The 26,175-nt window shown below is 31.7% G+C and carries 25 protein-coding genes; 12 read left to right on the top strand and 13 right to left on the bottom strand.

What is annotated here, in order from left to right; translation table 11 throughout:
* Positions 1–105 precede the first annotated feature (105 nt).
* The 3 genes from F0000_RS02620 to F0000_RS02610 all read right to left on the bottom strand — a co-directional run bounded on the left by F0000_RS02620 (position 106) and on the right by F0000_RS02610 (position 4,466).
* A complete protein-coding gene (locus tag F0000_RS02620; RefSeq protein ID WP_149623142.1) occupies positions 106–2,043 on the bottom strand; it encodes a tetratricopeptide repeat protein in 1,938 nt (645 codons plus the stop codon).
* A 2-nt stretch (positions 2,044–2,045) separates the two neighbouring features.
* Complete coding sequence (locus F0000_RS02615; RefSeq protein ID WP_149623141.1) at positions 2,046–2,774, bottom strand: LytTR family DNA-binding domain-containing protein; 729 nt, start codon at positions 2,772–2,774, stop codon at positions 2,046–2,048.
* 489 nt (positions 2,775–3,263) lie between these two features.
* Positions 3,264–4,466: a hypothetical protein gene (locus F0000_RS02610; RefSeq protein WP_149623140.1), complete on the bottom strand. Its 1,203-nt coding sequence runs from the start codon at positions 4,464–4,466 to the stop codon at positions 3,264–3,266.
* A gap of 293 nt (positions 4,467–4,759) precedes the next feature.
* On the opposite strand from F0000_RS02610, the gene F0000_RS02605 reads away from it, so the two are divergent.
* From F0000_RS02605 to F0000_RS02570, 8 genes are all read left to right on the top strand, one after another.
* Positions 4,760–5,284, top strand: a complete 525-nt coding sequence (locus tag F0000_RS02605) for an RNase A-like domain-containing protein (protein ID WP_149623139.1) — start codon at positions 4,760–4,762, stop codon at positions 5,282–5,284.
* A gap of 77 nt (positions 5,285–5,361) precedes the next feature.
* Positions 5,362–5,649, top strand: a complete 288-nt coding sequence (locus F0000_RS02600; RefSeq protein ID WP_149623138.1) for a contact-dependent growth inhibition system immunity protein — start codon at positions 5,362–5,364, stop codon at positions 5,647–5,649.
* 85 nt (positions 5,650–5,734) lie between these two features.
* The gene (mfd, locus tag F0000_RS02595) at positions 5,735–9,106 is read left to right on the top strand and encodes a transcription-repair coupling factor (protein WP_149623137.1); all 3,372 of its coding nucleotides are present in this window, start codon (positions 5,735–5,737) and stop codon (positions 9,104–9,106) included.
* 289 nt (positions 9,107–9,395) lie between these two features.
* Positions 9,396–9,965: a TetR/AcrR family transcriptional regulator gene (locus F0000_RS02590; protein ID WP_149623136.1), complete on the top strand. Its 570-nt coding sequence runs from the start codon at positions 9,396–9,398 to the stop codon at positions 9,963–9,965.
* A 70-nt stretch (positions 9,966–10,035) separates the two neighbouring features.
* On the top strand, positions 10,036–10,590 hold the full coding sequence (locus F0000_RS02585) for a carboxymuconolactone decarboxylase family protein (protein WP_149623135.1): 555 nt from the start codon (positions 10,036–10,038) through the stop codon (positions 10,588–10,590).
* 135 nt (positions 10,591–10,725) lie between these two features.
* Positions 10,726–11,799, top strand: a complete 1,074-nt coding sequence (locus F0000_RS02580) for a PA0069 family radical SAM protein (RefSeq protein WP_149623134.1) — start codon at positions 10,726–10,728, stop codon at positions 11,797–11,799.
* Between the two features lie 40 nt (positions 11,800–11,839).
* Entirely contained in the window at positions 11,840–13,585 is a 1,746-nt protein-coding gene (locus F0000_RS02575; protein ID WP_149623133.1) for an AraC family transcriptional regulator, read from the top strand.
* A 580-nt stretch (positions 13,586–14,165) separates the two neighbouring features.
* Complete coding sequence (locus tag F0000_RS02570) at positions 14,166–14,549, top strand: hypothetical protein (RefSeq protein WP_149623132.1); 384 nt, start codon at positions 14,166–14,168, stop codon at positions 14,547–14,549.
* A 232-nt stretch (positions 14,550–14,781) separates the two neighbouring features.
* Here F0000_RS02570 and F0000_RS02565 read toward each other — a convergent pair whose 3' ends face one another.
* From F0000_RS02565 to F0000_RS02550, 4 genes are all read right to left on the bottom strand, one after another.
* Positions 14,782–15,435: an HD domain-containing protein gene (locus tag F0000_RS02565; protein ID WP_149623131.1), complete on the bottom strand. Its 654-nt coding sequence runs from the start codon at positions 15,433–15,435 to the stop codon at positions 14,782–14,784.
* 18 nt (positions 15,436–15,453) lie between these two features.
* Positions 15,454–16,455 carry an acyl-ACP desaturase gene (locus F0000_RS02560; protein WP_149623130.1) on the bottom strand — a complete coding sequence of 334 codons (1,002 nt, stop codon included), beginning with the start codon at positions 16,453–16,455 and terminating at the stop codon, positions 15,454–15,456.
* A gap of 11 nt (positions 16,456–16,466) precedes the next feature.
* Positions 16,467–17,225, bottom strand: coding sequence for a lysophospholipid acyltransferase family protein (locus F0000_RS02555; RefSeq protein ID WP_368668060.1), 759 nt, complete (start codon positions 17,223–17,225; stop codon positions 16,467–16,469).
* 185 nt (positions 17,226–17,410) lie between these two features.
* On the bottom strand, positions 17,411–17,821 hold the full coding sequence (locus F0000_RS02550) for a BrxA/BrxB family bacilliredoxin (protein WP_149623129.1): 411 nt from the start codon (positions 17,819–17,821) through the stop codon (positions 17,411–17,413).
* A gap of 277 nt (positions 17,822–18,098) precedes the next feature.
* Here F0000_RS02550 and F0000_RS02545 point away from each other — a divergent pair, with 277 nt between their 5' ends.
* Entirely contained in the window at positions 18,099–18,839 is a 741-nt protein-coding gene (locus F0000_RS02545; RefSeq protein WP_149623128.1) for a TerB family tellurite resistance protein, read from the top strand.
* A 21-nt stretch (positions 18,840–18,860) separates the two neighbouring features.
* Here the strand turns inward: F0000_RS02545 and F0000_RS02540 are convergent, their stop codons facing one another.
* The 5 genes from F0000_RS02540 to crtD all read right to left on the bottom strand — a co-directional run bounded on the left by F0000_RS02540 (position 18,861) and on the right by crtD (position 23,214).
* A complete protein-coding gene (locus tag F0000_RS02540; RefSeq protein ID WP_149623127.1) occupies positions 18,861–20,009 on the bottom strand; it encodes a lycopene cyclase family protein in 1,149 nt (382 codons plus the stop codon).
* Between the two features lie 22 nt (positions 20,010–20,031).
* Positions 20,032–20,442, bottom strand: a complete 411-nt coding sequence (locus F0000_RS02535) for a PIN domain-containing protein (RefSeq protein ID WP_149623126.1) — start codon at positions 20,440–20,442, stop codon at positions 20,032–20,034.
* Between the two features lie 111 nt (positions 20,443–20,553).
* Complete coding sequence (locus tag F0000_RS02530) at positions 20,554–21,009, bottom strand: helix-turn-helix domain-containing protein (RefSeq protein ID WP_149623125.1); 456 nt, start codon at positions 21,007–21,009, stop codon at positions 20,554–20,556.
* 91 nt (positions 21,010–21,100) lie between these two features.
* Positions 21,101–21,727 (bottom strand): carotenoid biosynthesis protein, encoded by a 627-nt coding sequence (locus tag F0000_RS02525; RefSeq protein WP_149623124.1) that lies wholly within the window; start codon positions 21,725–21,727, stop codon positions 21,101–21,103.
* A 2-nt stretch (positions 21,728–21,729) separates the two neighbouring features.
* Positions 21,730–23,214: a 1-hydroxycarotenoid 3,4-desaturase CrtD gene (gene crtD / locus F0000_RS02520; RefSeq protein WP_149623123.1), complete on the bottom strand. Its 1,485-nt coding sequence runs from the start codon at positions 23,212–23,214 to the stop codon at positions 21,730–21,732.
* Between the two features lie 329 nt (positions 23,215–23,543).
* Here crtD and F0000_RS02515 point away from each other — a divergent pair, with 329 nt between their 5' ends.
* From F0000_RS02515 to F0000_RS02505, 3 genes are all read left to right on the top strand, one after another.
* Positions 23,544–23,990, top strand: coding sequence for a GNAT family N-acetyltransferase (locus tag F0000_RS02515; protein ID WP_149623190.1), 447 nt, complete (start codon positions 23,544–23,546; stop codon positions 23,988–23,990).
* A 141-nt stretch (positions 23,991–24,131) separates the two neighbouring features.
* Positions 24,132–24,545, top strand: a complete 414-nt coding sequence (locus tag F0000_RS02510; RefSeq protein ID WP_149623122.1) for a hypothetical protein — start codon at positions 24,132–24,134, stop codon at positions 24,543–24,545.
* A gap of 302 nt (positions 24,546–24,847) precedes the next feature.
* Positions 24,848–25,765, top strand: a complete 918-nt coding sequence (locus F0000_RS02505) for a DMT family transporter (protein ID WP_188112003.1) — start codon at positions 24,848–24,850, stop codon at positions 25,763–25,765.
* A gap of 236 nt (positions 25,766–26,001) precedes the next feature.
* Here the strand turns inward: F0000_RS02505 and F0000_RS27590 are convergent, their stop codons facing one another.
* Complete coding sequence (locus tag F0000_RS27590) at positions 26,002–26,157, bottom strand: hypothetical protein (protein ID WP_188112002.1); 156 nt, start codon at positions 26,155–26,157, stop codon at positions 26,002–26,004.
* Positions 26,158–26,175 lie beyond the last annotated feature (18 nt).

Below are 26,175 nucleotides of genomic sequence, written 5' to 3'. Positions count from 1 at the left end.
AAAACTATCAAGTCATTATTGCATTTCTAAATTAATATGGTATTCCGTATTATTTTTATGGTGAATACTCCAAAAAAAGGGGTAAACACTATGGTTATTTTGTATTTATATATTCTTCTTGAATGTAATAATATAACAAGCACCTGGATTAGAGATAATCTCTACCGTACCCTTAATCTGTTTTACCAGTCCCTGTATAAGTTGCATCCCTAAAGTTTGACAATCTTCTATTCTAAAATTTTCAGGAAAACCAACTCCCGTATCTTCTATTGTAAGTATACATTCGTCCTGATTTCTAGATGCTTTTATATTAATCTGCCCATTCGAACCATCCAGAAATGCATATTTTATACTATTAGCAAGTATTTCATTGACAATTAAACCGCAAGGAACCAGATAATCCATATCCAGATCAATATCATCCATAACTGTATTAATTGTTATATTTTGTTCTGTAAGATTGTAACTGGTATTAAAATAGGTCAATAAGTTACCCAGGTAAGTTCGTAAATTAATCAATGACAAATTACTGGATTTATATAACCTTTCATGAATAATAGCCATTGCCTGTATTTTATCCTGAATCTCCTTTAGAATCACAGTAGAACTTTTATGATTGCTAAAACTATGCTGAAGTCTGAGTAAACTAGATACAATCTGCAAATTATTTTTGACTCTATGATGCACTTCTTTTAATAATATTTCACGGTCTTCCAGAGCTTGAGAGATTTCTTTATTCTTTTCTGCAAGAATTGTATTGGCCAGTTTTTTATTTTTATAAGCATAGAATAGCGTTAAAAGAACTAAAGTCAGCGCAACTAATCCTATTATCAATATAATTTGAGTAGTTCGCTGATTCTTATTCTCTATCTTTTTTATTTTATTTTCATTGGTTAATAATTGCACTTCTTTTTCTTTACTCTCCCAATCAAACTGCGCTTGTATTTCTTTTAGTTTTTTGTCTTTTTCTATGTTAAATAGGGAATCTTTGACTTCGTTATATTCTAATAAATACTTATAGCTTTCCTTATGTTCTTTTTTCCTATTAGAATACTCATGTAAGGCATGGTATACTTTTGATAATTGTGGTAAGGCTTGTGATTTTATAGCTACTGATAATGCTTCATTATAGTTTGATGTTACAGCATCATTATCTCCCAGTTTTTCATAGATTTCTGCCAATGTTAAATAGGATAATGTACTATCCTCAGAATGACCTAGTTTCAATCTAAGTTTTAATGCTTTTTTGGCATAGTTCAATGCTTCATAAAGTTTATTTTCTTCTAGGCTAATTATAGACAGATTACTCCAACCAGAAATATTAATTTCAAAATAATTTGCTTTTTCAGCAGTAGAAATGGATTCTTTTAGATTTTTTTTAGCTTTTAAAAAATCTTTTTGCCTCATATACATTTCCGCAACAGCTCCCAAAACATGAGCTCTAAATTTATCATTACCAGCTTTTTCAGACAATTCTAGTGCCCTGTTATAATATACCAGCCCATTCTCATCATCTTTTAATCTACAAGAATATAGAGAACCGATATTACCTGTAATACCTACAATTAGGCTTTGTTCATTATACTTTTTATATATTTTAAGTGCTTTTAAATAATAATCAAGTGTTTGATCAAACTGACCCATTTTTATGTGGGTCACTCCAATATTTTGGTAGCACTTCCCTATTCCTAATTCGTATTTCAATTCTATTGAGACTTCTAATGCTTTTTTATGGTATAAGAGTGCCTGCGCATGTTGAGATTTTTTATTATAGAAATTTCCAAGTCTCATGTAAAAATAACCAGCATCTTTACTGTTTTTATCCTTTAGCAATTCTAAACCTTGCTTGGCATAATTAACAGCTTTATCTATTTTTATTTCACCATACTTAGTAACTAGTTGTATATATATTTCTACTTTATCTTCTTTAGAAGCTTTTAGCAATTTTTGTTCTAAACTATCAATTTGTGCAGTTGATGAAATACAGAAAAATAATAAAAAGAGAGAAACGTATTTCTCTAAAAAAAGTACTACTCTTTTCATAGTTATAGAATATCTAACCGCTCTATTAATTGGCTTTTATATGCTTTACTTATTGGAATATTTTTATCCCCAATAAAAACAAATCTGTTTTCTATTTTATCAATTTTATCCAGCGCCACCAGATAGGATCTATGAATTCTCAAAAATTTATCTTGTGGGACTTTTTTATAAAATTCTTTCAAAAACATATTTACCAAAACTTTTTTGTCTCGGGTGATAATCTGTGTATAATTATCCATAGCTTCTACCCATAAAATTTTATTTATTTTAACACTTATGAACTGTGATCTATCTTTGACAAATAGAGTATCAGATATTTTATTATCAGACAGTATGGGCACAAAGGTTTTATTTTCCAGATGTTTTTGTAATGCTATTTGTAGTGTAAAAGACAACTCTTTTATATTAAAAGGCTTTAGTAAAAATCCAAAAGGCTTAGACTCTAATGCTTCTTTAAATGTATTATCATCTCCATAAGCAGTGAGAAAAACGATCGGAATTTTATATTTACCATAAATCTCTTCTGCTGCAACAATACCATTTTTATCTCCTGAAATATTGACATCCATAATAACCACATCGGGCATTGCTTCAGTAGCATATTTGATAGCTTCTTCATAATTACTAGCAACTCCCACTACAACAAACCCTAGTTTTTCTAAACTAATTTTAATATCCAATCCAATGGAAAACTCATCCTCTACTATTAATACTTTTTCATTGTTGATCATAAAAACACATTAGTTTTAAGTTGCAAATCTATTTAAATATCAACTCAAGGATATTAAAAAAATACTAATAATTTAGAACTATAATATCATTTAAACTTATGGGGAGAAAACCTTAATTTTTAGTCTCCAAAAACATCCTCTTTCTTTCTAGTAAATTCGAATAACAATAGTATAAATACATAATGCAAGTAATCAAATTTAGGATAATGGGGCAATCTATCTAAAAAATTAGGCCTTAGCAAAGGCTTAATCTCTACTCTATTTATATCACCTTCAGTTCTGATTGTCTTATATAAAATTACTGAAATACGCAATTAAACTATTTTGATTTCAGACAAAGAAGAAAACTGATTGATAGCCTATGGTTATCAATCAGTTTTATAACGAAGTGTCAAGTCAAAAGAGGCAATCTTATTCGGTTATTTCATATTGGGATGGTATTACCAAACTATTAAGGTTTTCAGTATTCGCAGAACATCTATTATTAGACTATCTACTTATAACTTTTGTTTTAACATTTAATTCTACTTTAGTAAAGATATCTTCTACTGGGTTTAAGTCATCAACTTCATCCCAAATAAACGCTCGATTTACATCATATTTTGGAGAAAATACAATATCCACATCATAGTCTCCTATTACAGCTTCATTAGCATCAACTATAACTCGTACTCTTCCTTCTTGTCCTGGCATAATGAAAGATGATATCCCGTTTGCTGGTTCTAAATATGCTTTGCTCAATATATTCCCTATACTATTAGTTGTATTATCAATAAAATCAATTGCTTTAATATTAGTCAATATTGGATGATTTCCTTTATGTATCCAATTTTCAAAAATAAAACTTATATTGGAAGTACCTTCAGTTACATCCATAGTTGACACCGAATTTTGTTGTAAATCTACTGGGTTTTCAATATCTACAATTACACGATATTTTTTTTGTTTTCCTGAACTATTAACTGATAGGAAAAATTGATTCTTATCCTTCCAAGATATAAAATCATAGTTACTGGTAAAATCAACCTTAAGTGCTGTTATTGGATATGGAACAAAACCACTATCTCCTTGCTTATATGTTAGCGTTTCTCCTTCAAAATAAATAGTTGGAACTAAATTAGTCAAATCTGTATCAACAGGAACAAGAACAAATATTGCATTGACGCCCAAAACTGGATATTCTACTATTTTTACTGCTTCAATATCCATAGGTAATCCTGAGTTTTTACTTTGTTCAAATATAAAACCTGTAATTTTCAACTCTTCTATAGAAGAACCTGTCTTGACTACAGAAACAAGATAACACATGCTTTTCTCCGGGTTTTCTAAAGAGGTTATCGTATACACAATAACACTTCCTTCTTCAAAGGATTGTACTGATCCTACTTTTGGAGAGATTGTAAATTTGGATTCATCAAAATTAACTGATGCCAGACTCAAATTAAGCTCATCCGCTGATCCTGGAATTGTAATGATTATCTGCCCCCTAGTTTTTTCTACTCCATTAACAATTTCTGGTTGCTGTATTTGAATATCTGTATATGTTACCTCATTAAATTTAAAATCACTTAGGTTTCCCATTGTTAAACCTAAGTGATTATTACTATCAAAGTTCTGATTGTCATCATCAGAATTACAGCCGAGAAAAAAAATAATTAATAAAAATGTGCTTGTTTTAAATAAGTTTTTCATCTTTTTTTGTTTTATCCACTACAAATTTATTATTGTAAATTACTCAGATAAAAAAAATTGGTGAACCTTATCATTTTCTTGGTGAATGAATAATAAAAAAAGGAACTAATTTTAGAACAGAAAATATATCAAGGTAATTAAGTATTTATTTTTTCATAAAAACCCCTCTTAACTCATACATAACTAAAGGCTAACACTTACATTATTATATCCTGAATTATATCACTTACATTCGTGAAAATTTAGCTGGATTCTGGCCAGAGTCTCTTTTAACCTTTTTTAAAATCAAACTCATGAATTTCTTACAACTAAAACGCATTACCTCTTCCTTTCTTTTAGGTCTATTTATTTCCTTATTCTTTACCTCTTGTGAACAACCAGACGCTTCTTTCATTGAAGAGATGCAACAATATTCTGATCTCGAAGACACTTCTCTTCAGCAAAAAAATGCTGGTTTCTTACGACAACAAGAAAGATTAGGAGGTCACACCATAGAACGCCACGTAGGTAAATCAACGACATACCTGCGCAATAGATTAAACTCCAGCTCCATTAGTGCCGCCAGTACTTTTTATGAATTAAATCAGGCAGGACAACTTATTGTGAATACCATCAATGCTAATAGAAGCAGAATAAATAATTGGATTACTAACGGAAGCTCCCGTCTTACACTAAGTTACACTCATAGAAAAAATGTCGGGGTTGTACTGCGCCGTGGACAAAATAATCCAAATCCTTCCAGAAAGTTTAGAGTAATCCTTCAAAAACGCTCAAATGCCCCAAACGGTTATTATGTATTAACATCTTATCCTAATTAATCCTTTTTTACTGAAACACTACCGGATCTATATGTGATTTTATACTTTTAGGGTCCGGTTTTTATAAATCCCTTTTTATGCTAGAAGAAAAATATCCGTATTTGTTTCAATTTTTCACGGGATATTTCCCCGAGTCCGATCTGGATCAATTAACCGATTATGAAGTGGTGCAAAAGTATCTAAAAGAAAATTCTGAAACCGTTTTAACCAAAACAAAAAAAGAGTTGCAGGAATTACTTAATGATGGTGACATCTGGAAAGAAATTGGTATTGAGATCAATCGGTATTTTGGAAATGACAAGGAAATTAAAGCTTGGTTAGAAATGGTATCCTCACAATTTGATAATTGGCAGATACATCTGTAAAAGTAAGGATGATCTGTTTTATTGTATTTTTCTGCACATCTCGCAATGCCTAAAAATAGTATATTTGCTATAAAATTGTTGCTACGTGAGTAAAAATTTAATCACGCAAACTTTTGCACAGTCTCCGCAATTGCAGAAACTGGGGAAAGCTATTGCCCAGTCAGAAAGTAAAATTCATCTCCAAGGACTTGTTGGATCATCTTTATCTTTTGCTATCGAAAGTAGTTTTAACGCTACCGAAAAACCCTTTGTTTGCATTTTTAATGACAAAGAAGAAGCCGCATATTATCTAAACGATCTTGAACAGTTATTAGGTGATAAAAATGTCCTTTTTTATCCCGGTAGTTACAGGAGACCTTACCAAATTGAAGAAACCGATAATGCAAACGTCTTGTTGCGTGCAGAGGTACTTAATCGTATTAATTCCAGAAAAAAACCGGCATTAATCATAACATATCCCGATGCGTTGTTTGAAAAAGTCGTGACAAGAAAAGAACTGGAAAAAAATACCTTGAAGATTTCAGTAGGAGATATCTTGTCATTAGAGTTTGTGAATGAAGTATTATTCGAGTATCAGTTTAAGCGAGTTGATTTTGTTACAGAACCTGGAGAATTTTCTGTGCGGGGAGGTATTGTAGATGTATTCTCTTTTAGTAATGATGAGCCATATCGTATAGAATTTTTTGGAGACGAAGTAGATAGCATACGAACCTTTGATGCAGAAACACAACTATCGACTGATCAAAGAAAAAAAATAGACATTATTCCTAATGTAGAGAATAAAGCACTCCAGGAAACACGAGAAAGCTTCCTGAAATATATTGCCCAGAAAACTGTAATCTTTGTTAAAGATATTGATCAGCTTTCTGTGAGAATTGATAAAAATTTTGAAAAAGCCAAAGAAGCTTTCAAAACCCTTTCTGAAGATATTAAACACGGAACTCCAGAAGAACTTTTTGCCTCTTCAGAATTAATTAGAAAACAATTACTGGATTTCTCTCTGGTAGAATTGAGTAATCAACCCTTTACAAAAGCAGATTATGCCATTAAGTTTGACACATCACCTCAACCTTCTTTTAATAAGCAATTCGACTTATTAATTAAAAACCTTAATGAAAATAACCAAAAAGGATATAAAAACTATATTTTTTGTGCTAGTGAGCAACAAGCAAAACGTTTTCACGATATTTTTGATGATTCTGATCTGGATATAAAGCAATATGAGACTATTGTTTTTGCTGCTTTTCAGGGGTTTATTGATGATCAAAGAAAAAATGTGTGCTATACAGATCATCAGATTTTTGAGCGTTACCATAAATTTAATCTCAAAAGCGGATATGTCAAAAAACAAGCGATTACCCTAAAAGAATTAACCAATCTTGAGGTAGGTGATTATGTAACACATATTGATCACGGAATAGGAAAATTTGGCGGATTACAAAAAATAGAAGTAGAAGGTAAAAAGCAGGAAGCTATTAAATTAGTGTATGGAGAAAGAGATATTTTATACCTGAGTATACATTCGCTACATAAAATCTCAAAATTTAATGGAAAAGACGGAAAACCACCTCAGATCTATAAGCTAGGTTCTAAAGCCTGGAAAACACTCAAACAAAAAACCAAAGCGCGCGTAAAACACATTGCATTTAATTTAATTCAATTATATGCAAAACGAAGATTGCAGAAAGGTTTTCAATATAATCCAGATAGTTATTTACAGCATGAATTAGAAGCATCTTTTATCTATGAAGACACACCGGATCAAAGTACAGCAACTGCAGATGTAAAGGCTGATATGGAAAGCGAAAGACCTATGGATAGGTTAATTTGTGGAGATGTAGGCTTTGGTAAGACCGAAGTTGCTATCAGAGCTGCATTTAAAGCGGTAGATAACGGGAAACAGGTGGCAATATTGGTTCCTACAACAGTACTCGCTTTTCAACATGCCAAAACATTTAGAGAGCGATTAAAAGATTTTCCTGTAGTGGTAGATTATGTCAACCGTTTTCGCACGGCAAAACAAAAAAGAGAAACACTAGAAGATTTAGCAAACGGCAGCGTAGATATTATTATTGGTACCCATCAGCTAGTCAATAAAAATGTGAAATTTAAGGATCTTGGTTTATTAGTTATTGATGAAGAACAAAAATTTGGGGTTTCTGTAAAAGATAAATTAAAAACAATTAAAGAGAATGTAGATACCTTGACGCTTACCGCAACGCCCATCCCAAGAACTTTACAATTCAGTCTGATGGCCGCACGGGATTTATCCACAATTACTACGCCCCCACCCAATCGATATCCAATCGAAACCAATGTCATTCGATTCAGCGAAGAAACCATTAGAGATGCTATCAGTTATGAAATCCAGCGAGGAGGTCAGGTATTCTTTATTCATAACCGCATTGAGAATATTAAAGAAGTAGCTGGTATGGTACAGCGTTTAGTCCCCGATGCTAAAATAGCGATTGGCCACGGACAGATGGAAGGAAAAAAATTAGAAGGTCTAATGCTTTCTTTTATGAATGGAGAGTTTGATGTTCTGATTTCTACGACGATTGTAGAAAGTGGGCTGGATGTCCCGAATGCAAATACTATTTTTATCAATAATGCGAATAATTTTGGGCTTTCTGATCTGCATCAGATGCGCGGTCGTGTAGGTAGAAGTAATAAAAAAGCTTTCTGTTATTTTATAACACCTCCATTATCTGCAATGACAGAAGATGCCAGAAAACGTATCACAGCATTAGAGCAGTTTTCAGAACTGGGCAGTGGTTTTAATATTGCTATGAAAGATTTAGAAATTCGTGGTGCGGGTGATCTGTTAGGCGGAGAACAAAGTGGTTTTATTAATGAAATTGGCTTTGATACATATCAAAAAATTCTGAATGAAGCTATTGAAGAATTAAAAGAAAATGAATTTAAAGAACTCTATGAAGATGTGGCTCAGAAAAAAGTATATCTAAAAGACACTCAAATTGATACTGATTTTGAATTATTATTCCCTGATGATTATATTAACAATATTACAGAGCGACTAAACTTGTATACAGAACTTAATACTATTAAGGATGAAAAAGGATTAGTAGCCTATGAAAAACGGTTGGTTGATCGTTTTGGAGAATTACCAGATCAGGCAATTGATTTATTAAACTCTGTACGTATCAAGTGGATTGCTACAGCTATTGGATTAGAGAAAATTATATTAAAACAAAAGAAATTAATTGGATATTTTATTAGTAATCAGCAATCAGACTTTTATCAAAGCACTTCGTTTTCTAATGTATTAAAATTTGTACAGCAAAATCCTGGCAAATGCAAAATGAAAGAAAAAAACACTAGAAACGGCTTAAGATTATTACTAACTTTTGACAATATTGATTCTGTAAATAAAGCTTTAAAATCCTTAGATCCTTTTAATGTAACCGCTACAAGTATGGAAGAAAATAACGCATAAGATCTATACTTGATCAATAGAAATTCATTCAAAATTCTATATTAACCTGAGTTTCTCGATTCTTAATGTAAAAGATTAAATACGACCAATGGTAGCATTTTAACGACGGAAAAGTATCTTGATAATAGGTTTTTAAACCAAAAACACATGTGTACGACACAAAATCCTTATCAGAATTTCACTCAAATTGACACGCTTATGATTAATTGAAACCCGATTGTTATTTTTCTTCCTTAATTATTTGGCTATTTCTAAGCAATCGATTAGTTTTGTGTTTAAGAATTAAAATGTGGCTAGAAAAAAAGAATATATAGAAGAAGAAGTTATAGAAAAAGCAATGGAATTGTTCTGGCGTAATGGATACGAAGCTACCTCTGTTCGTATGTTAGAAAAGGAAATGGGAATTAATCAATTTTCCATCTATTCTAGCTTTGGAAATAAAAAAGGAGTGTTCCTAAAAAGTTTGGCCTGTTATAGAGCTAAAGCTAAGGTAGAACTCATAGATAAACTCAAAAATTCTTCTGGCGGTATACAATCGATCAAGGAATATTTCTACGATTTTATTAATTTCTCTAAAGATAGCACACGTACCAAAAAAGGTTGTTTAATTACCAATACCGTAAATGAGTTAGGAGAGAAAGCTGATACAGAAATAATGTCCAATATTATTAGTTTTGCTACTAATGTAAAAACACTATTTATAGAAAAATTAGAATCAAATAAGTTAAAAACTCCAGAAATGATTACCAAACAAGCAAACTACCTGATGGTCTCTTTGCAAGGGTTGTCTGTCGCTTCAAAAATGTTTGATCAAAAACAATTAGATGACTTTATAGAAAGTACATTCGAAAATTTATAATCTTTTTTTTACACAATAACTAAGCGATTGCTTAGAATTAAATTAATTAATTTTTTAACTACAGAAAACAATGAATTTAGAACTTAAACCAATTGAAAAAGCAGATACGATTTCAACTAAAATTTTGGAAAACACTCAAAAGAAATTAGGGTTTATTCCTAATATGTATAGTGGTATGGCGAATAATACAGCATTGCTGGAAGGGTATGTATCATCCTATACTTCTTTTAGAGCCAACTCAGGATTTAATCCGCAAGAGCAAGAAGTCATATTTTTATCAATCGCTTTTGACAATGGGTGTGCGTATTGTATGGCGGCCCATAGTTTTGTTGGTGATACAATGACACAAGTCCCTATCGAAGTTACAAATGCTATAAGAAACAATTCTGAAATACCAGATAAAAAGCTTAGAGCATTAAGTCTATTTTCAAAAACTGTAACCTCAAAAAGAGGAGTACTTACGCAAACGGATATTGATAATTTTATAAATGCCGGTTACACTCAGAACCATATTTTGGGTGTAATTGCTGCTGTGGGAATTAAAACTATGAGCAATTACTTTAATCACATTTTTAACACATCAGTAGATGATGTATTCAAAAACAGAATCTGGAAAAAGGAGTAATCTTACCTGATAAAATTTGTGCTTTTTATTACAGTAAAGGTTAAACAATTTTATATTAATTGGAATATTTCCATAATAAATAGGAAATATTCCAATGTAACTATTTATCTTTATCATTTTAAAATACTACAGCATTTGGAACCAAAAAAAGTGATCAAAGGAAGAGGCGCTCAGGAAAAAATTCATAATCGATTTTCTGCACATCAACATGAATTGCGTGATGATTTTCTCAACTACCTCGAGAAGGAAGGAGAACCTATACATAAGTATCAGACTACTTTCATAGAAACTTTTCCTAAAACTATTGTAAACAAGGTGACAAGCCCCGATGTTGGCATGGTTTATTCTCTTAATCCATATCAGGGGTGTGAGCACGGCTGTGTTTACTGCTACGCACGTAATTCTCACGAATACTGGGGTTATGATGCCGGAATAGATTTTGAGAGTAAAATTTTGGTCAAAAAAAATGCTCCGGAATTACTAGAAAAAAAATTGAAAAGCAAAAAATGGAAGGCATACCCAATTGCACTATCCGGTAATACAGATTGCTACCAACCTATAGAAAAAAAGCTCAAAATCACCAGACAGCTTCTGGAAGTTTTTCTAAAATATAGACATCCTGTTGGGATTATTACTAAAAATGTTCTCATACAACGAGATCTTGATATTCTCTCTTCTTTGGCAAAAGACAATCTGGTATCTGTTTTCTTATCCATTACATCCTTAAAGGAAGAAACCAGAAGAATTCTGGAACCCAGAACGGCAAGTATTAAAAAACGTCTGGAGACCTTAGAAAAATTAAATGCTTTAGGAATACCAACAAATGTTATGATGGCGCCAATCATTCCATCCATTAACAGTCACGAAATATTATCATTATCCAAAGAAGTTTCTTTACGCGGTGCAAAAAGTATTGGATACACTGTAGTAAGATTAAATGGCGCTATTGGCCAGATATTCACAAAATGGCTAGAAAATACGTTACCCGATAAAAAAGACAAAATTCTACATCAAATCATGGAGTGTCACGAAGGTAGTCTAAACGATAGCCAATTCGGAAGAAGAATGAAAGGAACAGGTAATATAGCAGATCAAATACATCAAATGTTTGACATAGCCAGAAAAAAATATTTCCCCACAGCATATAAAACTTATATAAATTGCGAATTGCACGAGTCCCATAAAGATGGACAATTGCGTTTATTTTAAAGGTTTTTTTGGTTACTTTTGAATATCAACCCTCTCTTTAATGAATGTATTACATCTATTCCTTTTTTTTCTTGTGATATCTTTAAACAAAGGCATCGCTCAAGTAGATGAAATTCTCATTGACAAGAATACGGAAGACATACGATTGCAAATCGAGGCATTGGATCATAGCAAAGTAGAAGAAATCATTTCTCTAAGCAATTTATTATACAAAAGAGCATTTGATACTAACGACGCCCAGAATATGATAGAAGCTTTGCAACATCTTAGTACTGCCAATCTCAATTCCGGGAATAATCAGTTGGCTATTGAATATCTGGATAATGCTTCTTCTATAGCAGAAAAAGAAGAATTGCGCGATCAAAATATATTTATAATCAATCTCAAAGGAAATCATTATTTTGATATTGAAGAATATGATAAAGCAAGTTCTGCATATTCTGAAGCATTATCCAAGGCAGAAAAAATCAAAAATCAATCGTACATATCTATCATTAAAACAAATCTGGCTTTTATAAAATTAAGAACCGGAGATTATCGGACTGCCTTAACGGAACTAAAAAACAGTGAGAAAGAACTACTCATGTATGCACATAAAAGCACAGAAAAAAGAGTTCACACAGGACTCATGCTTTTTAATGCCAGAATATCCGAAGCATATATAAAACTAAATTTATTAGACTCTGCACTATATGCTAATGACAGAGGACTCAAGTTTACAAAAAAAACAAAAATCGATAATATACATATTGACCTATTATTGCACCGGGGTATTATCTATAAAAACAAAAAAAAATATACAAAGGCACTTACATTTCTAAATCAAGCAAAAAGTCTATGCTATAAAGCGAATGATATTGTATTCTTAGGGAAAATTCTGAATTTAATTGGTGAGTGCAAACTTAATCAGGAAGAATACGAAGGAAGTATCAAAGTACTCTCAGAATCATTAGAAATACTTACAAATAAATATAGTAACTCTGATGAATTAAGCAGGTGCTATAAATTATTGGGGCAAGCTCATAAAAAAAATGGAGATTTAGAAAACTCTAATTACTATTATGAACAACATATCCTTAGTCTTAGTAAATTGAATTCCAAAAAGTCCTCTGCATCAAAAAAAATACGGGATATCACCATGGCAGATTATCAAAGTGAAATTGATATTCTGGAAAATCAAAAGAAAAAACAGAAAAACAGACTTACATATTCTCAAATTGGTTTGAGTCTGTTTGGTATAAGCTTAGTGATTATAGTATTCTTTTTTCAGAAAGCAAAAAAGAAGAATAAAAAAAAGTTTGATATTCTATTGACCAAAATTGAAAAACAAGAAAACATACATACTAAGATTACACCTGCACAAAAACAACCATTAACTGACATAAAAAATAAAAAATCAGAATCTCAATCATCAGAATTATATATAAGTGATCAACTATATGAACAAATTCTACAAGGATTACAAAAAATAGAATCTCAAGAATACTATCTTAAAACGGAATGTAACCTCTATAATGTAGCAAAAAAAATAGCAACCAATACTTCGTATTTATCCAAAGTAATTAATTCACATTTTGGAAAAAATTTTAATACATATATTAATGATTTAAGAATTGCCTATGCTATTGTAAGATTAAAAAACGATTCCAAATTTAGGTCTTATTCAATTAAATCCATTGCAGAAGAAGTAGGCTATAAGAGTGCAGATTCTTTTTCTAAGTACTTTAAAATCCATACCGGTTTATTACCTTCTTTTTATATAAAAGAGTTGAAATCAAAACACTAGTTTTTTTAAAATCCAAAATGGTATATCTCTTCTAAGTTTTGGCTAAAAATTGAAACGCTTTTTGCTATTAATATACCAGGCAAATCTGCTTTAGGATTGTTAATTTTGGTATAATACGATTTGTGATTAAAAAATTCGTATAAATTCATTGAATTATTTTTTCTTTATGCAAGGCAAAAAAATCAAGCATAGCTATAGCTACGGTTTATTTTTTAAACGAAGTAGAAAGGAAAAAGAAACGATGAATATGCGAAATTTTTAGTTGTAAATCGTATAAAACAATCCTAAATTCATAAAAACAGGGCAAAGTAAAATCTTAAAAAATACTATGCAGACAATATTTCAAAATATTGATTTTCAGAATATTAAATTCGTATTTACAACCCTTTTTTCTTTAAATTGGGTTTACCCACCTTGTTATTACTGTTTTTTTGTAATTACTTTGATACAGTTATCATTGAAATACTTTCTATAGTAAACTACCCTGGGGTTTTCCCACGAGACATTTATTGAAAAAACATTTCGATTTCGAGGCAAGCTGGAGCATTTAAATCTCGATTATCAAGTAAAGACATTAACAATGAGAAAGCAATTAGTTTTATTTTCTATTGGAATCATCGCAGGAATTTTAATCTATGCCAAATTATTTGCAAAAAAGGTAAAAGAAGATAAATCTAATGCTATACTAAATGTTTTAAAATCAAATTGCAAATGCGACCATATTCATCAATTCCTATATGTAAAAGGGTTGCTAGTTTCTGAAAAAGGAACATCTACAGAAACTGTAGAATATGAATTAAAAAATTGCAAATATTCGAATCTAATAGAAGAAGCGGATAGAATAAATACATTATTAATCAATAAAGTAGACGGATATAAGGAGATAGACAGATTTACCATGGAATTCGTAAACAATCGTTCTTCTAAATTAATAACCATTAATAACGGAAAAATAAATCACTAATTATGATAGCATTTACCAAAGTATTAGTAAGCATTATTCTAAATTATTTTCTGCTAATCGCAGAATTTACGGTTAACATTTTTTCATAATCATTCAAAAAAACGAATAGTAATGCCATTTTTTTTGAATGTACTTTAAAAGAAAAGTATATCTATTTTCAGTACATCATTTAATAAATGGTATAATCATCATCAAAAAATGAACATCAAAACAACTATAGGTGGGCAACTCATCAATGCCTGCCTTTCCATTCTCTATAAAACTGTTCTAAAAACTCTTCCATAAAAACATGCCTTTGTTCTGCAATTCTTTTACCTGCTTTGGTATTCATTTTATCTTTAAGAAGCAGTAATTTCTCATAAAAATGATTAATTGTTGGTGCTGTAGAATTTTTATACTCTTCTCTTGTCATTTTTAGATTAGGAGCTATTTCCGGATCATATAATGCTCTGTTCTTAAACCCTCCATAATTAAAACACCTGGCTATACCAATAGCACCTATGGCATCTAATCGATCCGCATCTTGTATAACATCCAGCTCTGGAGATTTAAATTTCTGAACATTATTTCCTCCTTTAAAAGAAATGTTTTCTATAATATGAACTACGTGGTCAATTACATTTTCTTCTAATTGAAGACTTCTTAAAAAATCACTAGCTACCTTAGGGCCTACCGTCTCATCTCCATTATGAAACTTGGAGTCAGCGATATCATGAAGTAAGGCTCCCAGAGAAACAATAAAAATATCCACCTCTTCATCAGAGGCTATTTGCTTTGCATTGGTAAAGACACGCTGAATATGGAACCAATCATGTCCTCCTTCTGCTCCGCTAAGAGTTTCCTTTACAAAATCAATAGTTTTATCTATAATTTGATCTTGAGTCATAATTATAGTAGTTCCTATTTATTTAACCAATGCTGGTTCAACCCATTTGAATTTGAAAATTTCTTCTGGAATCACAAGTCTTTCACTTATTCTTTGCATTCTAGCTGGCAATTTCATTACAAAATCTCTAGCTTTTTCTGCTTCATCGCTAAGATCTACAAGTTTATCAATTTCCCACTTGGTAATTAAGCGTTGCATAATATCGATATAATCCTGAGCGGTATACACACCTATACGCTGGGCAGCATTAGAAAATTCCTCAAAAGCAGTACCCGTTTCATTACCAGATTCTCTAAGAAACACTGCAGGCATCACTATTTTATGCTTCATCATATCGCTAAAAGCGACCATCATCTGACTAGGATCTACTTCAAAGATATTCTTTACAAACTCACTATATGCATTAAAATGACGCATTTCATCACCCGCAATAATTTTACACATTTTTGCTAGTGATTTATTAGAATACTCTCGCGCCAATTTGGCTACTCTATTGTGAGAAATATTAGTGGCTAATTCCTGAAAACTGGTATATACAAAGTTTTTATACGGATCTCTATCAGTCCCAATATCAAAACCATCATTAATTAGATGTTGTGTAGTTCTTTCTACTTCAATCATATTTACACGCCCTGATAGATATAAATACTTGTTTAGAGTATCACCGTGCCTATTTTCCTCACTAGTCCAATACCGAACCCATCTAGACCATCCATTTCCTCGTTCCCCTTCGTGCTGATTCACTCCTTCTACATCCATTAACCAGGATTCATAAGTAGGAAGCGCCTCTTCTGTAATGGTATCTCCAACCAAAACTACCCAAAAATCATATGGGAGTTCTTTTGCTAATTCTCTTAACTCTTTTACCTCATCAAAAAAGGTATCTTCGTTCTGCGAATTAGGTAAAAAATCCGTCGGCTGCCATACCTCATCTATCGGAATCAAAAATCGATCTATGTACGATTCAATCCTTTTTTCCAGTAATTTCATTACTTCTAACCTAATATTATCTATTGCCATAGCTTTTGGTTTTATATTTTTATAGTCGAGACTATCCTATTTTCTACAGTATTCAATAATTCATCTATAGGTAATTTACCTATCTCCAATGGCTTCTGCACTTCTAATGTCAGATGAATACCTACTCCCATCGGAAAATTACCAAATCTTACCAGTTTCCAACTATTATTAATCGTAACAGGGACAACTAATGCGTTTGGAGCATTTTTAAACATTATTTTTAATCCGGTATGAGCAAATTCTTTAGGTTCTCCATTTCTACTTCTTGTCCCCTCAGGAAATATAACTGCCGAAAAATTATTGTTTGCAATGAACTTTCCAAATTTAGAAACTACCGGAATTGATTGTTTTGGATTTTTCCTATCAATGAGCGCATGACCTCCATTCCTTAGATTAAAAGAAATACTTGGAATTCCTGTACCCAATTCAATTTTAGAAATGAACTTAGGTTTATATTTGTGCAAATACCAGGAAATCAGCGGAACATCAAACATGCTCTGATGATTAGAAACAATTATTAATGAACGATTTTTAGGCAACTTGTGTTTATTTTCAAAACTAATTACCACTCCCAATATGTGTAAACACCTAAGTAAACATAGATTCATTATATTCACAACTCCTCTATGAGCTCCTGCTCCTGATAATGTAACTCCTAGCCATTGCAAAGGATGAAAAATTACCAATGTTAATCCAAAAAACAAATAGAAAACTACTGAAAGCGGATATGAAACTACCCTTTTTATTGCCCCCATAACTTCTCTTAGCAATTAATAAATTTTAATTCGTACTACATTAGTGCAAGGTCTGATATTATTTTTAGTTAGCCAATTCTTTGCGCATAAAATTACAACGTCCAGAATACCTAGAGCTAAAAATAATTCAGCGTACTTAATAACAAAAACCGTCTGCAAACTGCAGACGGTTTATAAATTGATAAACGTATTCTTTTATTCTAGCAGTGTTCGTTATAAGCATCTTTAAGATTCTCTGCTATCATTTCTGCTGGTCTGCCTTCAATATGGTGACGCTCCAACATATGCACAAGTTCTCCATTTTTAAATAACGCCATAGATGGAGAAGACGGAGGAAACGGAACCATAAATCCACGAGCCTTATCAGTAGCTTCACGATCTACCCCAGCAAAAACTGTTACTAGATTATCTGGTTTTTTATCATTAGACAGGGAGGATTTTGCTCCCGGTCTTGCATTTGCCGCTGCACATCCGCAAACTGAATTCACTACTACCAAAGTTGTTCCTTCTTTTGCTATAGCAGCTTCTACTGCTTCTGCTGTCTGTAATTCATCAAAACCTATATTGGTAAGATCTTCGCGCATTGGTTTTACTAAATCTGCTGGATACATATTTCTTAACTATTTTTATTTAAAATTTTTATACAAAGGTACAAATAATGTACCATATTACTATGACTGCCAAGTAGTCGTATACATCAATTACATTTTTAAAAATAAAACTATTTATTCTCTATTACTACCTGCTTATATCTGAATTATAAGATAGTACCAACTTTTAATGTTAATTTTTGGTAACGAATTGAAGGTATGATTTACTAATATGGCATATATTAATCAGGGATTAGATAAATCAAGTATCTTTACACCTTCAAAAAATTGTTATTGAATGATTAAATGGATAGCAGCCATATTAGGCTATTCTTTTTTTAGATTACCAGGAGCTTTGCTTGGCTTTATTTTGGGAAGCTTATTTGATGCTACCCGAAATAAAAAAGAAAACAAAAGAAGTTTTACCAATGTATTTTCTCAGCAAGAAGAGGTAACTCCGGGAGATTTTGAATTAAACCTGCTCTCTCTTTCCTCCATTGTTATTAAAGCTGATGGTCAGGTGAATCAAACCGAACTTGATTATGTACGCCAATATTTTGTAAGTGCCTACGGAAAAGAACGTGCCAATGCTACTTTTAGAACTTTTAATGATGTGATAAAAAACAGAGAGATATCTTCACAGCGAATCTGTATATTTCTTACACATCGTACTCGTTATGAAGCGAGATTACAGATTCTTCATTTTTTATTTGGGATTGCAAATGCTGATGGACAGGTTAGTCAAGCAGAAGCTCTTGAAATACAGAAAATGGCTGGTTTTATGCGGGTTAATTTCAGAGATTTTGAAAGCATCAAAGCGATGTTCTTTAAAACAGGAGATCACGCATACAAAATTCTGGAAATCGAAAAAACTGCTACAGATGCTGAAGTAAAAAAAGCCTATAGGACTATGGCAAAAAAATACCATCCTGATAAAGTACAGCATATGGATCCTGTGCATATCAAAGGTGCTGAAGAAAAATTTAAAGAAGTACAAAAAGCATACGAGCAAATACAGAAAGAACGAGGGGTGGTATAAAATTGATTCCTTCAATCTCAATTATTGATCATTAAAAATCCGATACCAAATCATCTTTAAAAATATAAAAGATGGCATAGATCTCGCTATTTTTAAGTCCTCTGCAAGCGAGGTTTCTTCATCCAGAAATTTTAAAATCTTTGTAATTTTATTCTTCTTAAATAACCTTGAGAACAAAAAAGCACCTTTTTGATTTTCTTTATACAACAGATCTAGAAACAATAGGTCATAATACCAGAATTTGGTTCTTGTATCAAACTTGGATACGTCTTCATTTTTTTTAATATATGCAATCAGTGATTTCGTTTTCTTTGAGGCATTCTTAAACGTATATCCTGTACTCGGTTTTGTCCAGCCACCTGCTGTTCCAATATATAATACATTCTCAGAGTTTTGTTTTCTAAATTCATAGCAAGTCATAGGGATACACCCTTTTTCTTTCTCTATTACTGTATAATTTTCTATCCCTTTTTTTTCCAAATATCTGGAAATCTCATTCTCATACGCATGTTTTTCTAAAACATGTTCAGAAAACAAAGTATATTCAAATAAAGCTTCTGTTTCTGAAAGTGGCAGTACATACATAAACCTTGTATTTCCTTCTTGAGGAACTTTAAAATCCATAAAAGTAGCTGTATCACTATCAAAAGCAGGCGCTTCTGTCTTTATAAACCAACCTATAAAATGTTGATGCAATACTGGATATTTTTGCTGATTTTTATATGCCAACGAAAACAAAACACTACTAAAAACTTTATCACCCAGATACATCTGTTGATCTGTTTCTATCTCTACAGCGTTTCCTTCATCAATAATATCAACAACCTGTTGCTGAACCAAAGTAACATTCGATTTTGTTTTTAATGTTTTAAGTACAAACTCATAAAAATACTTACTCCTGATAAGTTTGTAAGAATATGGAGAAATTAAAGTCTGATTAGAATAGTCGTCACTCCCAAAAAAGATCTGATCCCATTTTTTGCTTACTACAGCATCCCAGGTTCCTTTTTTTTCTTCCCAAAAACACCACGTACGATCGTTCCTATCTTTATTTTCTTTATCAATTATCAAGACCTGCTTTTGATCAAAAAATGAATCTATTGCCATACGATATGCAAGCATCAAACCTGATGCTCCGCCACCTATAATAATGTAATCGTATTTTTGCATAAGAAAAACTTAATTATCAATTTTAAAATAAAGAATGTAGGCAATCTACAGTATTTTTAAGACTTTGTTTTCTCAGAATCCCCAAGACCTTGTTTCCATCCAAATCAGGATTTCTCCTATTTACTACTAATTCTTTAAAAGCTTTGATTGTATTTTTTGAATATAAATCAATAATGTCAGCTAAAAAACAACTTGTACCTTTAGTTATCAAACCAAAATATTGAAGACACTCTCTGGGAAAATCTTTTAGATTATTTGTTACAGTTATATTAGTTTTGACAACAACTGCAAGCATATGAATCCCTTTAGGATCTGACAAACTCAATCCATCAACCCGCGAGGTGTTATTATGTACTAATACACCTCGAAATGCTTTGTTAGTCTTGTCATCGCTCTCCCTAATTTCACCTTCACTGACGCCTTTTCTTTTCATTTCGTTTTCCCACTCATCAAAATATGAATACTCCGTTTGGACGTATATAGCTCGCAATAAGTAATTCAAAATAATAAATATCGTTAGTATCCAAAAAAAATAAACCGAATACTATGAATCATACATACCTAATTCTTCATCTAATTTCATTATTCCTCTTAGAAGGTCTTTCTGCCTGGTTTTTATTCCTTTTTTGTATTTCACGACATCATCAAACTTAACCCGCCTATGTTTACCAATCTTCGTAAAATTAATTTGTCCTTCTTCTAATAATTTAACCAAATGCGGTCTTGAACAGCCCAAAAACTGAGCGGCTGCTTGTGTAGTCATTTCTGCGGGAACAGGTACGATAGAAACTGGAGTGCCTTGACCTAAACCCTTTAAAATTTTAGCCAATAATTTTAATGCATGTAATGGAACTTTTATTTTCTCTTGTGTTTCTTTAATTTCTATTTCGGGATTTTCGGTTTCTAATTGCTCCAAAATAGCAGCGAGCGTATCATATGACTTCCTGGCTGTCAATTGCTCGTCTTTAGATGGTTTTCTAATATCTATAAAAGATTCCATTATTTATATTTTAACAGCGCTCATATAAAATTAAACGAAATAAACGAAATAGACTTGCAAAAAGAAGTTAAATTCCTATACTCTCAATAATTTAAACAAACAAAAATATTGTAAAAAAGACAAACATGGCAATGAAGGTATGGATGGAAAGTGTGTATTGCAAGGTTTTGAATACTTTTTGGAATAATATATGAGCAATAAAGGCAGTTATGAACCAACCCATATAGTTTTGTAAAGGGACAACGCCATTCATAAATTCCCAAAAACCGAATCTTGGAGCTGATATTTCTATAATCATATCAAGAGTTACCATAAGTACAGCTCCAATCAGAGAAGAAAAGATTATGTTCTTATGAATTTTTTCTGAAATGGCAGCAGTACAATAGATCAAAATTGCCCAGTTAACACCTATCATTAATGGAACTCCAAGAATTTTGAAGCCTAAATTTTCTCCATATCCATAGTTCCCAAAAATTACCCCATAATTGACACCTAAGTATTCTACAACCATCCCAATACTAAAAGGAATCAATAATGCTAAAATCAGTTTTTTATGTATTGACGAGTTCCAAAAAATGAGTCCCAAATAGATCAACAAATTCAATGGTGTCAGCCTTAAAAACCAATTTTCATGCCCAAAAACAATACCCAGTATTCCTGATATATTAAACAACCAAATAATAAAAATCGAGATTGTGAGCTTTTTATCCTCTCTCATACTTAGCTGGATTTACAATCTTTTTTAATCAATTCTGAGACAATTTTACCCGATAACAAACATAGCGGTATTCCTCCGCCCGGATGGACACTACCACCACAAAAGTATAGATTTTTAATAGTTTGGGAAAAATTAGGATGTCTCAAAAAAGCCGCATATTCAGTATTACTGCCCGCCCCATATAACGAACCTTGATACGATTGTGTTTTGGATTCTATACTTCGGGGATCCAGAATCTCTTCTACTTCAATTAATTCATCAATTCTCGTATTTAGTATGCGCGATAGTTTATTCAAAATATTAATACGGGATCTGGTAATAATCTCGTCCCAATCTTGCCCTTCATTAGCCGGAACATTGATCATAACAAACCAGTTTTCGCATCCCTTAGGCGCATCACTCTCCTCATGCTTAGCCGTAATATTAATATAAATTGTAGGGTCATCAGTGACTTGTTTCTTCTCAAAAATATAGTCAAACTCTCTTTGATAATCTTTTGAAAAAAAAACATTATGTAAATCCAACTCAGGAAATTCATTTTTAATACCCCAGTAAAAAATCAAAGCAGAACTTGATCTTGGTTGTTTTAGTATTTTCTCAGGTGCTTTTTGACCAGGCAATAATTTTCTATATGTGGGAAAAACATCCATATTAGAAATCACGACAGCCGCATCTACTCTGCTATTATTTACAAGGACACCTCTGGCTATTTTATTTTCTACAATAATCTGATCAACTTTTGTATTAAAATGAAATCGTATCCCGATATCTAATGCTAATTGATATATACTTTTTGTTATACTATACATACCTCCTTTTGGGAAAAAAGTACCATAATATTGTTCTAAATGAGGAATGATAGACATAATCCCTGGAGTCAAATATGGAGAGGAGCCATTATAGGTTGCAAATCGATCAAAAAACTGTACCAATCTCGAATCCTCAAAATACTTTTTATTTACCTGATGCAGGCTCCTATTAATCCCCAAAGCACGCATACTTACAATTGCTTTTATAGTATCAATAGACATATATGTAGCTAACTTATGTAATGATTTTTCCAGAAAAACAGATGAAGTCAGGTCATATTTTAGTTTACTATTCTCAAAATAGTCCAAAATAGCATCTGCACGCACATCAAAGGTTTTTTCTGCCGCTCTGGCAAACATCTGAGTATCCGAAAAAGCTGTAAATCGGGTATCATCTTCATAAAAATAGTTGCAAATGACCTCTTTCTTTTGAAAGGTAAAATAATCCAAGGTTTTTTTTCCGGAAATGGTAAATAGCTCTTCTACAAAGTGTGGCATTGTAAATAAAGACGGACCTGCATCAAATCGATATCCATAGTTATGAATTTCAGTCAATTTACCTCCCGGATATGAATTTGCTTCATAGACATGAACATCAAAACCTTGATTCTGTAAACGAATAGCCGATGCCAATCCTGCTATCCCTGAACCAGTGATAATAATTTTCTTCTTTTGCATATGTTTACATGAATATCATTTCCAACTTGAGTCGGTATAAATATAGAACGAAATATGATAGCCCTATCCATATTGTAAATATTTGGAGTATTTTTTATTTTATATTTAAAAAAAATAAAAACTAGTGAAAGACAAGGAAATTATCCTAAGAGAGCTTAGGTTATCAGACAAATTATACGATTTGTGATTAAAAAATTCGTATAAATTCATTGAATTATTTTTTCTTTATGCAAGGCAAAAAAATCAAGCATAGCTATAGCTACGGTTTATTTTTTAAACGAAGTAGAAAGGAAAAAGAAACGATGAATATGCGAAATTTTTAGTTATAAATCGTATTACAATTAGCCCTGCTCGCTAATAACTATAATATCTGGAATAATGTAAGAGATTATTTTCCTCATCCATATTCTGAAAAAGATGCTGAATCCTTTATAAAAATTACAAAATCTCAAGCCCCAAAGCAAAGTTTTGCTATTGAATATAAAAACAACTTATGCGGAGTAATCAGTCTGTTAGTTCAGAAAGATATTTATCACAAATCCGCAGAAGTAGGATACTGGATTGGAGAACCTTATTGGGGTCATGGAATTGCAACCAAAGCGGTAGCACTAATAACCAACTATGGTTTTGAAAAACTAAATCTGATAAGAATTTATGCAGGAGTTTTTGAGCATAATATCGCTTCTATGAAAATACTCGAAAAAAATGGATATAAGAAGGAAGCTATCTTCAGAAAGGCAATTTATAAGAATAGCAAAATATTAGATGAGCATTGATATTTTATCTTACATTAGAACCCGAATGAAAATACCTTATGAAATCAACACGATTAAAAAATCCTTATAAAACAACAAAAGAATGTTTATTTTAGTCATTAAGGGCTCTTATCTGACCGCTAACATAATAAAAAAGAATAGATGAAACGATATATCTTTACACTATTACTGATAGCTCCCATTTACATAATGGGACAGGATTCTATACAAATAACTCCTCCAAAAATTATTACAAAGCTAAAAACAGGAACATCATTTACATTAGATAAAAAGGCAGTTAAATTCATAAAAGTTGTAGAGGATTCCCGATGTCCTTCGGATGTGACTTGTTTCTGGGCTGGACAAGCTACAGTGCTTATCGGACTGTATGAGAATGATGATTTGCTAGAAGAAAAAGAAATCATTATCGGAGCTAAAGGTATATCTCCTAAGAATATCAAAGAACTAATTACTTCACATAATAAGACAATTTTTGGTTATAATCTAATTCCGTATCCGTCATCTGATCAAAAAATAAATCCGTCTGATTATTACCTGGAACTACTCGTTAAATAAATGTTAATTGCATTGCTACCACTAATTTTATCAGGGATAAAAATATTTGAAAAAAAATGATGTTATATCCAAAAAAAGCAAAAAATAAAGTTTTAAATCCTGTTTAATTTTTTAATATTGCCTGATTAGATAATAAGTATTTGACTATCAAATACTTAGTAGACGCTAGATTTTACACAAAGAAACCCACAGTCATATAATAAAAACTACATTTAGGGTATATCTATCAATAGATGGTCTTTAATAAACAACAAAAGAGTACTCCGTAACAGTACTGTACTGTAATTAAATCAATGTTAAAAATGATTTCCAACAAGGCAAAAGCACACATTGCATTATTGAGTCTCAACACTATGTATGGCGCCAATTATCTTATTGCCAAAGGTTTAATGCCTGAAAAAATAGGAGCTTCTGCATTAGTGTTTTTAAGAATTGGTAGCGCTGGATTGTTATTTTTTATTCTAAAATTCTTTAGTAAAGAAAATGTAGAAAAAAAAGATATTCCCAGACTGTTTTTATGTGGACTATTAGGTGTCGCCTCTAATCAATTCTTCTCCATGAATGGGTTAAGCCTGACATCCCCAGTGGATGCCGCAATTATTGTAACGGCTATGCCTATATTTACTATTATCATCAGTTATTTTATACTAAAAGAACCGCTTACTGTACAACGTATTCTAGGAATATTTATGGGAGGTAGTGGTGCCATTTTACTAATTTACCTGGGGAACTCAGCTTTAGGAACAGGTTCTCTAAAAGGAAATATTTTTATAGGACTTAGTGCATTGTCATTTGCATTCTATCTGGTACTGATAAAACCTTTAACGGCAAAATATCAACCTATAACAATCATATTCTGGACTTTTTTGTCAGGTTTTATAGGTATGTTTCCTTTTTGTATTGATCAATTACTGGATACGGATTTTACAACATATGAAACTTCTAACTGGATTTCTTTATGCTATGTAATCATTGGGCCAACTTTTTTAGCATACCTGCTTAATATGTTTGCTTTGCAATATGTAAAACCTGCAGTATCCAGCAGCTATATTTATGTACATCCTGCTGTGGCTATGTTATTAGTTGCCATAATAACTTGCTTTTTCCCTGATAGTCAGTACAAAGGAGATATTACGGTAACCAAACTATTTTGCTGCATTCTTATTTTTATAGGCGTGTACTTGATAAGTACTAATCGGTTAAAGTGGTTTAAAAAATAGCAAAATCTTATTGAGAACATATTTCAGTAATAGACATACTGGAATAAATACTGCTACTGATAAAATGGCATATATTTTACCAAGAATCAAAAAAATATACTGCTATTATTAATAATATAGACATTTTAGAACTTGCTTAAAAACCTTATATATCTCTCGATATGATCAATGACCTAAAATGCACTCAAAGCCTCAAATTATTAATCTTTAAATTTGTATTCTTTTAAAACATGCTCTTAATGACATCCACATTTTGCTGCACCGCAAGGTTTTGACACTCCTTTTTTGTTTGTCTTAACTACTTTTGGTTTTAAAAAGAATTTTTTAATTAAAAAACCCATCGCCATCGCAGCAACAAGAAATACTAATATGTTTTGTATAAGGATATTCATATAAACTCGGTCGTTTAA

Source organism: Aquimarina sp. RZ0 (assembly GCF_008370685.1).
Taxonomy (GTDB): domain Bacteria; phylum Bacteroidota; class Bacteroidia; order Flavobacteriales; family Flavobacteriaceae; genus Aquimarina.
This window is presented reverse-complemented; position numbering and strand designations above follow the sequence as displayed.